Origin of the sequence: Streptomyces albiflavescens (assembly GCF_014645835.1) — a bacterium.
Lineage (GTDB): Bacteria > Actinomycetota > Actinomycetes > Streptomycetales > Streptomycetaceae > Streptomyces > Streptomyces albiflavescens.
Genome location: NZ_BMMM01000001.1, coordinates 690,055 through 702,006, shown reverse-complemented (window position 1 = coordinate 702,006; position 11,952 = coordinate 690,055). Strand labels below are relative to the sequence as shown.

At 70.1% G+C, this 11,952-nt stretch carries 10 protein-coding genes and 1 pseudogene; 3 read left to right on the top strand and 8 right to left on the bottom strand.

The features are described from left to right. Positions 1-88: 88 nt before the first annotated feature. Positions 89-541: a YbhB/YbcL family Raf kinase inhibitor-like protein gene (locus tag IEY95_RS02960; RefSeq protein WP_189184209.1), complete on the top strand. Its 453-nt coding sequence runs from the start codon at positions 89-91 to the stop codon at positions 539-541. A gap of 5 nt (positions 542-546) precedes the next feature. On the opposite strand, the gene IEY95_RS02955 is transcribed toward IEY95_RS02960, so the two are convergent. The 5 genes and pseudogenes from IEY95_RS02955 to IEY95_RS02935 all read right to left on the bottom strand — a co-directional run bounded on the left by IEY95_RS02955 (position 547) and on the right by IEY95_RS02935 (position 3,735). Then, positions 547-1,191, bottom strand: coding sequence for a protein-L-isoaspartate(D-aspartate) O-methyltransferase (locus tag IEY95_RS02955; protein ID WP_189184208.1), 645 nt, complete (start codon positions 1,189-1,191; stop codon positions 547-549). Between the two features lie 85 nt (positions 1,192-1,276). After that, a pseudogene (locus tag IEY95_RS02950) lies at positions 1,277-1,570 on the bottom strand (hypothetical protein); the annotation flags it as partial. Between the two features lie 108 nt (positions 1,571-1,678). After that, the gene (locus IEY95_RS02945; protein ID WP_189184207.1) at positions 1,679-2,776 is read right to left on the bottom strand and encodes a baeRF2 domain-containing protein; all 1,098 of its coding nucleotides are present in this window, start codon (positions 2,774-2,776) and stop codon (positions 1,679-1,681) included. Further along, a complete protein-coding gene (locus IEY95_RS02940; protein ID WP_189184206.1) occupies positions 2,773-2,940 on the bottom strand; it encodes a hypothetical protein in 168 nt (55 codons plus the stop codon). Before IEY95_RS02940 ends, IEY95_RS02945 begins: the two co-directional genes overlap by 4 nt. A gap of 351 nt (positions 2,941-3,291) precedes the next feature. Continuing rightward, positions 3,292-3,735, bottom strand: a complete 444-nt coding sequence (locus tag IEY95_RS02935; RefSeq protein ID WP_229702526.1) for a GtrA family protein — start codon at positions 3,733-3,735, stop codon at positions 3,292-3,294. 257 nt (positions 3,736-3,992) lie between these two features. Between IEY95_RS02935 and IEY95_RS02930 the strand changes: the two genes are divergently transcribed. After that, positions 3,993-5,429, top strand: a complete 1,437-nt coding sequence (locus tag IEY95_RS02930; protein WP_189184205.1) for a molybdopterin-dependent oxidoreductase — start codon at positions 3,993-3,995, stop codon at positions 5,427-5,429. 2 nt (positions 5,430-5,431) lie between these two features. Beyond that, complete coding sequence (locus tag IEY95_RS02925) at positions 5,432-5,935, top strand: hypothetical protein (RefSeq protein WP_189184204.1); 504 nt, start codon at positions 5,432-5,434, stop codon at positions 5,933-5,935. 21 nt (positions 5,936-5,956) lie between these two features. On the opposite strand, the gene IEY95_RS02920 is transcribed toward IEY95_RS02925, so the two are convergent. The 3 genes from IEY95_RS02920 to IEY95_RS02910 form a co-directional block, all read right to left on the bottom strand. After that, positions 5,957-7,162 (bottom strand): cysteine desulfurase-like protein, encoded by a 1,206-nt coding sequence (locus IEY95_RS02920; protein WP_189184203.1) that lies wholly within the window; start codon positions 7,160-7,162, stop codon positions 5,957-5,959. Positions 7,163-7,375: 213 nt separating this feature from the next. Next, a complete protein-coding gene (locus IEY95_RS02915; RefSeq protein WP_189184202.1) occupies positions 7,376-9,076 on the bottom strand; it encodes an FAD-dependent monooxygenase in 1,701 nt (566 codons plus the stop codon). A 631-nt stretch (positions 9,077-9,707) separates the two neighbouring features. Then, on the bottom strand, positions 9,708-11,750 hold the full coding sequence (locus IEY95_RS02910; RefSeq protein ID WP_229702525.1) for an acyltransferase family protein: 2,043 nt from the start codon (positions 11,748-11,750) through the stop codon (positions 9,708-9,710). Between the last annotated feature and the right edge of the window lie 202 nt (positions 11,751-11,952).

The following is an 11,952-nucleotide window of genomic DNA, read 5'->3' as shown; positions in this document are numbered from 1 at the left end:
CCGGAGGCGGCCCGGGTGGGCTCGGCCGAGCGGGGGTTTTGGGGTGCGGACCGGTGCCGGTGCCGCGGTTGCGGGTATGGCGGCACGCATGAGCAGAATTGAACTCAGCAGCACAGCGTTCGACGACAAAACGGTGATCCCCCGTCGGTACAGCGGGGAGGGTGAGAACATCTCACCGCCCCTGACCTGGTCGGGGGTGCCCCAGGAGGCCACGGAGCTGGTGCTCCTGTGCGAGGACCCGGACGCGCCGGGGACGACCTTCCTGCACTGGCTGGTGACCGGCATCGATCCGGGGACCACCGGGGCGGCGGAGGGCCAGAAGCCCCAGGGGGGCCGGCCGTGGCCCAACGGCTTCGGCCGCGTGGGCTGGGGAGGGCCGATGCCTCCACCGGGGCACGGGCCGCACCGCTACTTCTTCCGCCTGTACGCCCTGTCCGAGCCGCTGCCGCTGCACGGCCACCCGGGCGTCGAGGACGTGCACCGTGCCCTGAAGGGCAGGGAGCTGGCCTCCGGCACCCTGGTCGGGACCTATCAGCGCTGAGCGCGTCACCGCTGGTCGTAGCCATGGGCGCCGTACAGCCGGACGAACCGGGCCGCGGTGACCGTCCTGCGGTGCACCAGGTTGTGGGGCCGCCGCTCGTACAGCTCGACGCGCTCCTGCCCGCCCTGCCCGATCGGCTGGACGAGCCGGCCACCGGTGCGGAGCTGATCCACGAGCGGCTCGGGCACGCGCGGGAAGGCCGCGCAGACGATGACGGCGTCGTACGGGGCACGGGTCGGCATCCCGAGGGTCCCGTCGCCGAGTACGACCTCGGCATTGCCGACACCCTGCCCGGCCAGCCGCAGACGGGCCTCGTCGACCAGGTCGGGCCAGCGCTCGACGCTGACGACATACGCGGCCAAGCGGGCCAGCAGCGCGGTCTGCCAGCCGTATCCGGTCCCGACCTCCAGGACCTGTTCGTCTCCGGTGAGGCCGAGCGCGGAGACCATCATGGCGATCAGCGAGGGCTGGGTGGTCACCTGCCCGTGGGGGAGCGGAACGGGCGTGTCCCGGTACGCGGATGCCACCTCGTCCGCGGGGACGAATTCCGCCCGGGGGACGCTCCGTACGGCCTCCAGGAGACGGGCGTCGGTCACGCCCACGGCATGGGCCGCGCGGACCAGGTCCTCGGGGGTTCCTTCATGGATCATCGGACCGCGGAGCCGTGGCGGTGGCGCCGGTGGCCCCGCTCGTGGTGCGTTCCAGAAGCCGCGCGGCGTGATCCTGCTCGCCGCCCGACGTCGCCTCGTTGCTCACGTGCTTGGTGCCGTTCTCGCAGTACTCGTTGCGGTGCCGGTGAGCGGGGTCCGGTTCCGGCCAGGCGCAGCCCGGGCAGTCGCAGCCTTCGGTCTGGTTGAGGTTGAGCAGCGTCAGCGCCGTACGGCGGACCGTCGTCTGCTCCAGGGAGTACCGCAGCGGGTTGGCCACCGCCGGCACGCCTACCGCCCAGGTCTTGGGCGGGGTGATCGAAACGTCCGTCTCCTTCCGCGCCGCTCCTGCTCCTGTCCATGTGCCCCATCCGCCGCTCATACGCCGCGCTGCCGCTCCAGCCCAGTGTCGGCATGTTTCGCGCGCGGCGCGATCCGGGGCGGTCGGGCGCAAGGGGCCCCGTGATCCGGGAGGCGCAGCGCGTCGGAGTCAGGACGGGGTCCCCGGGTCGGTGTACCGCAGCAGGGCGCCCACGCCTTCGTACAGCCTCAGCTCGCTCTCCGGTACGACGACCAGCTCGGCGCCGGTGCCGACGAGGGCCCGGACGAGGGCCTCGTCGGCGCGTTCCTCGTGCGGGGCCCGCACGCCGAAGGACATCAGTTCCGCCTCGGTCAGGGCGAGCTGAGTGGGCTGGGAGCCCGCCCAGAGCCGCAGCGAAGACCCTGGGGGTCGGTTCAGCAGAAGTGCCGCGACCTGGCCGCGCTGGAGGGCGGCGACGGTGGCGGCCAGCCCCTCCGTCATGGGTCCGTCCAGGGCACGCCGGCCGATGAAGATGTCCACGAGTTCGCGGTCGTGCGCGGCCATGCGGCCGCGGAAGACGCCGTCGAGCTGCGGCTCCAACAGGGCGCGTCCGGTGTCGGTGGGGGTCCGGCCGCCCACGCGTACGACCTTGTCCCGCAGGGTGTGCGGCAGGCGGCGGATCAGTACGTTGCACGCCCACTCGTTCCCGCCCACGACGACGGCGTCGGCATGGGCGCGCCGCGCCCGTTCGTCCAGCCGGTGGCCGAGCCGGAGGGAGGTGCGGTGCCAGGTCGCCACCGCGACCCTGCAGTGCAGCCGCTCACCTGGGGTGACGGTGGACGCGGGCCAGATGCCGGTCTCCGCCTCCAGAGTGACCCAGCCGTGGGTCTCGGCGGTCGGAAGGCCGCCGTAGTGGACGACTACGGCCATGTAGGGGATCTCCGGAACGTGCTGGGTGACCAGGGGCATCGCGTCCGGCAGGGTGCTGTAGCGCGCGGAGTCGTGCTCGGGCGGCCTGGGCAGCTCCCCGTCCAGGACGAGCGTGCCGTGGGCGGCGAAGATGGCCTGACCGTGCACCCCCGGCACCTCTGTGTCGGCGCCGACCACCTCCTCCAGTACGTTCAGCAGCGCTCGGTCCGAGCCCTGACGGGACAGACTCTCGCGCAGCCGCCGCCAGCGCAGCGCGATCGCCCGGTCGGGATGCTCGACGTTTCGGGAGGTGTCCAGGTACACGGAGGCGAACGGGCCCGGCTCCGCGTAGAGGGGTTCAAGGAACGACAACCTCATCGCCACTCCTCGTCGATGGTCTCCCCTCCTTTGATGATGCGCGCCCCGGGAGCGATGGAGCTCGACGAGCGCAAAGCGGTGCGCAACGCGGGGCGGTCAGGCGTCGGCAGCAGCCGGCCCATCGTGAGCATGGTGGCGGCGACCAGGCCGTCCAGCACCGCCAAGCCGCAGGCCGGGACGGCAGGCCGCTGAGCAGCCGGGCTCCGTAGCCGGATGAAGGAGCAGTCTGCGCGGGTTCACCAGATCGTGGCGGGGGCCGCCGTGCCCCACGTGAATACCGGTTTCTGGGCCGTATTCGACAGACCGAGCGGCGCGCTCGTGAGGTGCGGATCCAGCACGGGCCCACCCATCCAGAGGCCATCGCGGCACGCATCGAGTTGGACGAGCTGACCGGTCGCTCAGGCGATGCGCGTGGTGCGGCGCAACTCTACGGCGGACTTGGTCAGGACTTTGCTGCAGTTGGTTCGGTCCCCATGACCGGAAGACACTCGAGGCGCCGGCAGGGCCGGGCGTTGTCAGCGGACGCGGTGGCGGAAGACCGCGATCCTCAGCACGGTGAAGCGCAAAACGGTCACCAACGCAAAGGCTCCGACGAGTGCGAGCGTCTCGGCGACACGTGAGGCCGTGGGGCGGAAGTGACGGAAGATCAGGACCGCGGCCGAGGTGGTGAGGTAGGCCAGGACGAACAGGCCGCCCGCGGCGAGGTGTGCACGCATGGCCGGCACGGGGTACCTGCGGAAGGTGAGCCGGCGGTTGACCTCGGTATTGAGGACGGTGACCGTCGGCAGCGAGACCACATTGGCCAGGGCGGGTGGCCACCAGCCGCGCAGCACCCAGTAGAGCAGGGCCTGAGCCACCGTCGAGGCGGCGCCGATGACCAGGAAGCAGCCGATCTCCCAGGTCAGGGATGAGTGGCTGGGCCGGTCGGCGCTGTCTTTCGGTGTTGCTCCACCTTGCACACCATCATCGTCGGTCGGCGCGTGGGCGTCGGGGCGCGCACTGTTCCATGTCGCGATTGTCTGCGGGCCGGGTTGCGCCGTTCGGCTGGTGGGGTGCGGCCGTACGACTATCAGCGGGAGCCGCGATCACGACACGGGTGTGCCCTCGGGTGAGTCGGTGACATTTTGTAGGGGTTTCACCAGTCATGCGTCGCAAGAGGGTCTTGCGGTGGGCCGTCCGTCGGTGAGGGCGCGGCGCCGCGTGGAGGAGACGGCTGATGAGCAGTGGCGGACGGCCGCCGGAGTCTGGTTCACGCGGAGGACCGGAGCGCCCGAGGCCCGACGGGGGGCACCCGCGGCGGCGCCTGAAGCGGACCGTCGCCGCTGCGGCGGGTCTTGTCGCCGCGGCCGGCACTCGTGTCCGGGCCATTGCCGAGCGGGTCGGGCAGACGCCTCCGCCTCCGGGACCCTTCCGCCCCGGGTTCTGGCGCAGTCCCCTCCGCGGACCGTGGTTGACGTCGGTGTTCGGCCTGGTGCTGCTGGTCGGCATTCCGGTGCTCTTCGTCACCGGCGTGCTGTCCTACGCCGCGTACAACCCCGATCTGAGCGGGCTCAACGACAAGACTCCCGACAAGGGCCTGCTGGGCTTCTACCTCTTCGACTGGCCCACGCATCCCTACTGGTTGTACCGGCTCGTCCAGGGCGTGCACGTCACCCTTGGGGTGGTTCTCGTCCCGGTACTGCTGGCCAAGCTGTGGTCGGTCATCCCCAAGCTGTTCACGTGGCTGCCGATCCGCAGCGTCGCCCACGGCCTGGAGCGGTTGTCCCTGCTGATGCTGGTCGGTGGCGTCATCTTCGAATTCGTCACCGGGATCCTCAACATCCAGCTCCATTACGTTTTCCCGGGCTCCTTCTACCGCCTGCATTTCTACGGCGCCTGGGTGTTCATCGCGGCCTTCGTCGTCCACGTCTGCCTCAAGCTCGGTCGGATGAGACGCGCCCTGCGCTCTCGCGATCTGGTCACCGAACTGCGCACCGACCTCGCCCACACCCGGCCCGAGCCGCCCGACCCCGATGGCCTGGTGGCGACCGCACCCGACGCGCCGAGCATGACGCGGCGCGGCGCCCTGGCGATGGTAGGAGCGGGATCCCTGCTCCTGCTCGTGGTGACCGCAGGGCAGAGTATCGGGGGCCGACTGCGCACCACCGCCCTGCTCGCCCCGCACAACCGCAATCCAGGTGGTGGACCGAACGGCTTCCAGATCAACAAGACAGCCGCGGCCGTGGGTGTCTCCGCGGCCGATGTCGGCCCGAACTGGCGACTGGAGGTGCACGGACAGGGGCCGGCACTGGTCCTCGCGCGCGAGCAGCTTCTCGCGATGCGCCGGCACACCGCCGCACTGCCGATCGCCTGCGTGGAGGGGTGGTCCACCGCCGACCAGCACTGGAGCGGCCTGCGCCTGGCCGATCTCGCCGCCATGGCCGGCCTTCCCGATGCGGGAAGCGTCCTGGTGGAATCGGTCCAATCCTCCGGCCCCTTCAGGAGGGTGGTCCTGCGCGGCAACCAGATCCACGACCCGCGGTCGCTGCTCGCCCTGCACGTCAACGGCGCGGATCTCTCGCTCGACCACGGCTATCCCGCCCGCATCATCGTTCCGGCCAACCCGGGTGTGAACAACACCAAGTGGGTCCGCCGTCTCACGTTCAGGACGTGACCATGGCACGCTTCGTCCGCTGGTACGGCTCCGGGCCCCTGCATCTCCTTGTGCTGATCTGTTCGTTCGCCCTCACCGGCTACGCGATGGTGCGCCTGTTCGCCTTCCGGCCGATCGAGGTGGCGATCTGGTTCGTGGGGGCGGCGATCCTCCATGACCTGATCCTGCTGCCCCTGTACTCGGTCGCCGACCTCTCCGCCCACTTCGTGCTGCGGCATCGCGGCGACCCCGTACCGCAGGTGCCGTGGATCAACTACCTGCGCGTACCCACCTTCCTGTCCGGCGTACTGCTGCTCGTGTGGTTCCCCCTGATCCTCGAACTGGCGGTCCCCTACGAAGGCGACACCGCGTTGACCCAGGACGTCTACCTCGGCCGATGGCTGGCGATCACCGCGGTCCTGTTCGGTGCCTCGGCCGTGGCCTTCGCCGTCGAACTGCGTCGTGTCCGTCGGGCCGCCCGCGCCGATGAGGAAGGGCCCCCGGCCGATCACGACACCAAGCCGTGAGCTGGAGTCGGACACGTCGGCTCAGGGCGTCAGGAAGTTCGCGAGTCCCTCCAAGAGCCTGTCGGCGTCCTCGGTGTTGTTGTACGGCGCGAGGCCGACCCGGAGGCCACCGGTGTCTCCGAGCCCGAGTCGGCGGGAGGCTTCGAGGGCGTAGAAGGACCCGGAGGGGGCGTGGACGCCACGCTCCGCCAGGAAGCGGTAGGCGTCCGTTGTGCTGTGGCGTTCGAAGGTGAGCAGGAGCGTCGGCGTGCGGTCGGCCGCCCGGGAGTGCACCGTGACCTGTTCGAACGCCGAGAGACCCTTGTCGAGCTGTGCCCGCAGGGTCTCTTCGTGCGTTCCAAGTGCCGCGAACGCGGACGCCAGACGCTCTCGGCGGGTACCCGTGGCGTCGGCGTCGAGGCCGGCCATGAAGTCGACGGCGGCGCTGGTTCCGGCGAGCAACTCGTAAGGCAGAGTGCCGAGTTCGAAGCGCTCCGGAACCACATCGGTGGAGGGGAGCAGCTTGTCGGGGTGCAGGCTCTCGAGCAGTTCGGGCCGGGCGGCGAGGACACCGTGGTGAGGGCCGAGGAACTTGTAGGGGGAGCAGACGAAGAAGTCGGCGCCCAACTGTTCGACGTCGACCAGGGAGTGGGCGGCGTAGTGCACGCCGTCGACGTACAGAAGCGCTCCCACCTCGTGCACTTGACGGGAGATCTCGGCGATGGGGGGACGGGTGCCGATCAGGTTGGAGGCAGCGGTGATCGCGACCAGCCGAGTGCGCTCGGAGAGTACGGCTCGGACGGCTTCCAGAGGTAGTTCACCCGTGGTGGGGTCGAAGTCGGCCCATCGGACGATGGCACCGGACAGTTCGGCGGCCTGGAGCCAGGGGCGGATGTTGGAGTCGTGGTCGAGTCGGGTGACGACCACCTCGTCCCCGGGCGACCAGGTCTTGGCGAGGGTGCGGGAGAAGTCGTAGGTGAGTTGGGTGGAGCTGCGGCCGAAGACGATCCCGGACGGGTCCGCCCCCAACAGGTCCGCCATGGCTTGGCGGGACTCGCTGACGATGGTCTCGGCGTTGCGCTCCCCGGCCACCTCCTGACCCCGGTTGGACAGCGGGTGCGCCAATGCGTCGCTGATGGCCTGGATGACGGGTTGGGGGGTCTGCGTCCCACCCGGGCCGTCAAAGTGGGCGATGCCAGCGGTGAGGGCGGGGAACTGCGCGCGGACGGCGGCGATGTCGTAGTTCACGAAGGCTCCTGTCGAGGAGTGGCTCGGGGTGGTCAGCGGGCCGTGGCGGTGTCGACGCGTACGGTGATCTCGACCGGCCGGTCGTCACGGGAGGTGTCTCCCTGTCCCCGTAAGGGTGCCTCAACGGAGTTTCGCGGATACGCATCGGGATGCCCCGGACCGCCAGGTGCGGCTCGGCCACCTCGGGTGAGGTGCCTGGCCGTGGGGGCCGGGCTATGCGGGAGGTGTCGAGCCCGTCATGGCGGTCAGGGCCTGGTGGAGGGGAGAGCCGATGGGTGGACGGTCGCGCCAGCGGGCGCCGATGTGGCCGTCGGGCCGGATGAGCAGTGCTCCGTGTGGGCCGAGGCCGCAGAGGTCGGTGTGCGCGTCGGGAAGGGGCTCGACGTGCAGTGGCCAGGGTGCGGTGGCTTGCCGCTTCCAGTAGGGGGGATCCGGGGTGAGCAGGGTGAACCATTCGCCGACGGCGTCCAGTGTGGAGCGGTGGTGAGTGAGCCAGAGGTGTGGCATGCGGTGGCCCGGCTCAGCGGTGGGGACATAGTCCGTGCCTACGTCGGACAGCTCGGGTGGCTCGCTTCCGTCGGTGAGGACGGCGCCGGAGTGGTAGGTGACGCCGAGCACGAGACCGAGTTGGGCGAAGAACCGGTCCGACCAGGGCAGTTCGATCTGGGCCGGTGGTGCTTCGCCGGTCAGGCGCTGCTCGCGGCGTCGGCTTTGTACGTGGAGCGCGAGTTGAGTGTTGGCCACTGCTTGGCGGAGAGTCAGGTGGGCGAGGGGTTGTCGTTCCGCTTCGTAGGTTTCGATCAGGCTTGGTCCGGCCCACCCGCGAAGTACCCCCACGAGTTTCCAGCACAGGTTGTGCACATCGGCGATGCCCGTGTTCATACCCAGGCCGCCGAAGACGGGGATGGCGTGCGCGGCGTCGCCGACCAGCAGGATCCGGCCGTGACGGAACCGTTCGGCGACGAACGCGTTCATCACCCAGTGCTGAACCCGCAACACGTCGGCTCGTACTTCCGCGCTGGGGCCGAGTGCGCGCGAGACGAGGTCGGACCAGTCGGCGCGCGCAGCGTCTTCCGGTGTGGGACCGAACCAGGCCCAGCCTCCTTCGGGGTAGAGCGGGGCGAATGATCCGTGCGCGGTGAAGTAGACCCCGGCGGGCTGGTGGGCGCACCAGCGGTTGAGGTCGGCGTCGAACACGACGGTGGTGAAGGCCGCCATGGCTCCGGGGCCGGTGGTGTCGATTCCCAGCCGTTGCCGGACGGTGGAGTTCGCACCGTCGGCGGCGAGTACATAACGGGCACGGACGCGCCTCTCCTCACCGCGCCGGTGGTCGACGAGCAGGGCCACCACGCTGTCGGCTCTTTCGGCCAGGTCGATGAGCTCGACCCCGAACCGCACCTGCCCGTCCGCTGCGCCGAGCAGGGTGGGCTCCAAGCGATCCTGCGAGGTGACCACACCGAGCACGGGGCTTTCGGCGATCGGCGCGTTGATCCCGACCATCGCCGCTGCGGCGAAGTCGCGGTCGTGCAGGGTGTCGCGGAAGCGGATGCGGCCGAACTCCGGTGCGAACGCGTTCGCCGTGATCGTGGCAGCGAGCCCGAGCTGACGGTAGATCTCCATCGAGCGCGCGTTGACCAGCCGGGACCGGGGAAACGGTGACAGCTCGCCGTGTTTCTCGACCAGCAAGGCCCGTACGCCCCAACGTTCCAGCAGCGCTCGGGCGGTGAGCCCGACCGGCCCGCCACCGACGATCAGTACCTCCACCTCGGAGTCTGCTGCGGGCATGTCGGGCTCCCTGCTCACGCCGCGCTCGACGAGCAGCACGACGACGGTGGCAGCGACGCCCTTGCCGACCGAGAAGCCAGGGACGAGTGTGTCCGCCTGGAGCGGCACCCCGGTCTCGACGCCGGCCACCCGGTCGAGATGCCGGCGACGAGTTCGCCATCGGCGGGGGCCGCCGCCGGCTCGCCGAACCGGCCCCCCGACGCGACGCCCGCATCGGCGATGCCCCGTACCGTCATGAGATCAATTTTCCCCACCCGGCGGATGCCCGCAATGTCGGCGCGGGCGGCGCACACGCCGGGCGCCTAGGGGGTTTCTGATGGATCTCCGTGGAAGAAGGAGCGGCGTTCGGTGCGTGCTCTCGGCGTGCCGGGCGGAAGTCCTCGATGGGGGTCCCCCCGCGCGAGCGAAGCCGAGCGTGGGGGAGGAGCTACTAGGGCTTTTGTCCGGTGCGGCGAGAGTGCGTGCCGGGCGTCGCGACGCCGCGGAGATCCATCAGAAACCCCCTAGGGCCGCCGAAGGGGAGCGGAGCCCTCCGACCCATGAGGCGCTGCCCTGTCCGGCCTTCGGCGGGGCACGGTGGACGCCCCGCGCCAGGTGATCGAAGGGAGCCCGGCCGTCGCAGGGTCCGGCGAAGCCGGTTGCCGGTCGCCGCGCGTTCGGCGGCGCCGGAGCCCGGCAGGGAACGCACCGCGAACCGAAGCCCCGCCGTACGCCTTCGGCGAGCCGCTTCTGGCATGGGTGCCGAAGACCATTCCCCGTGTCACCGGAGCCCGGTTCGCTCCAGGTCTGTGCCGAAGAGCTCGGAGAGACGATCGCCCACCACGGGAGCGATGGCCTCGGCGTAGGCCTCGGCCATGTGGCTGTCGTCGCGGTAGACGAATGTGTCCCCCACGACCACGGGGCAGGTGCCCTCGCGCGTGCACAGCCAGGGCTCCGGGTCGATCACCGCGGTGTGGGTCGACCTTGCCGCCTCCTTGATGGCGTCGGTGCGGGTCTGGTCCCTGATCGCCTGCGGGACGTGGTTCGTACAGCGCCCCAGCCGCAGCGGATGCAGAGCCGCGCAGTCGACCGCGTCACCCTTCGGCCAAGGAGTGTCGAGGATGGCGGCCACCTGGGCACCGGTGCCCGCGAGCGTCCGGAACGTGTCCCGGAATCCCGCGGTCCAACCCTGAAGGGGATTGCTCATCGGCTGTGCCGGATCGCCCGCATCCGACGACGAGACGATCACCAGCGAGGGACGGAGATCTTTGATCTTTGCGAGCGCTCTGCTGCGCCATGCGTCGCATGACACGTACGGCTTGCCGCCCTGGATGATGGTCACCGCGGCCACCTTGCACGATGCCTTGGTCAGCGAAACCAGCTTCCACCGGTGCGCCTGCGCGAGCCGGTTCAGCGCCGGGAACCATTGGGCCGCGTGGGAATCGCCGAAGAGTACGACGACCTTGTCCGCGGAGCGGCTCCCGTAGACGCACGTCGGCGTCCGCGTGCTCGCGTAGTTCACGTGGCACCCGTCCCGATAGATCGCGGACTTCGCGTCCTTGATCTTGGTCAGTGCCGGTGCGAGGTTGCTCGGGAGGCGCGTCTCCGAGGCATCCAGGAGCTCTGTCAGACGCGACTTCGCGTCCGGCGCGGTCGCGAGAGTGCCCTTCAGCGTGGGCGCGGGCGCACCGGAGTCGATTGCGGGCGGGAAGGCCGCCGCGATCAAGGACAGCACGGCGGCGCCCACCGACAGGCCGAGGCCCAGCCCCAGTGCCCGGCCGTGCCGACCGCGGAACGCCGTGTGGAACCGCACCGGATTCTCGACCAGGTGCACAGTGGCCCACGCCAGGAGCAGGGCGATCGCGCTGAGTACCAGCGCCAGTCGCACGGTGGCAGGTCGGCCCAGCGCGATCGGTCCGATGAGCAGCAGCGGCCAATGCCACAGGTACCAGCCGTACGACAGCCCGCCGAGCCAGACCAACGGCTGTCGCGAGAGCAGCCGTCCGGCGCCGAACCGGGCCGGCGAGCAGCCGCCGGCCAGGAGGAGCGCGGCTCCGACAACCGGCAGGAGCGCGTGATACCCGGGGAACGGGGTGTCCTGGTCGAACCGGAGCGCCGACAGCACGACGCAGGCCAGGCCGGTCCACGTCATCGGCGCCGAGAGTGTGGGGGGCAGCTGCTCCAGCCGGGCGACGAACAGCGCGAGCAGGGACCCGACGCCCAGTTCCCAGACACGGGTGTGCGGACCGAAGTACGCCCAGGGCGGCGAGCTTTCCGTCACGGACACGCTCAGCCCGAAGGAAACCAGGCAGAGCGCGACGAGCGGCGCCACCAGAAGTGCACGTCGCCGGGCCAGTTTCCAGCTGAGCAGGAGCAGCAGCGGCCACAGCAGATAGAACTGCTCCTCCACGGCCAGCGACCAGAAGTGCTGGAACGGTGACGGCGGGCTCCCCTGGGCGAGGTAGTCCGTGCCGTTGATCGCCAGCCGAAGGTTCACCGCGTAGAGAGCGCTGCTGAGGGCATCGCCCACGTAGTCCGCGAAACGAATCTTCGACAGGAACAGCCAGGCACCGCCGAGCGTGGTGACGACGACGAGTGTCGATGCCGGGAGCAGGCGCAACGCCCGGCGGGCGTAGAACTTCCGGACCGAGATACCGCCCGTGGCGCGGAGTTCGCGCGACAACAACGAGGTGATCAAAAAGCCCGATATCACAAAGAAGACGTCGACACCGACATAACCCCCGCCGACCACGCTCACTCCGGCGTGGGAGAGAACGACCAACGAGACCGCAAGGGCACGAAGCCCCTGGATGTCGAGCCGCAACGCATGCTGTGTCGCGGTACCCTCGTGTGCTGGGGTGCGGAGCTCGGAAGGCACTGAATTCGGCATCAGACGGCCCGAGTGCCACGGGGTGGCGGTCGTCAACGGATCTCCTTGTGTCGATTCGTGAGCGGAGCGCGAAAGGTTTGGGCCACACCGACCAAGGGAGACCCCCGACCGCGAGCAAGGGTTGTACTCCCACCGC

Coding starts and splice junctions, on each gene's coding strand:
- IEY95_RS02930 (WP_189184205.1), top strand. CDS start 3,993: ATGAGCAGTGGCGGACGGCCGCCGGAGTCTGGTTCACGCGGAGGACCG.
- IEY95_RS02955 (WP_189184208.1), bottom strand. CDS start 1,191: ATGATCCATGAAGGAACCCCCGAGGACCTGGTCCGCGCGGCCCATGCC.
- IEY95_RS02960 (WP_189184209.1), top strand. CDS start 89: ATGAGCAGAATTGAACTCAGCAGCACAGCGTTCGACGACAAAACGGTG.
- IEY95_RS02925 (WP_189184204.1), top strand. CDS start 5,432: ATGGCACGCTTCGTCCGCTGGTACGGCTCCGGGCCCCTGCATCTCCTT.
- IEY95_RS02945 (WP_189184207.1), bottom strand. CDS start 2,776: ATGAGGTTGTCGTTCCTTGAACCCCTCTACGCGGAGCCGGGCCCGTTC.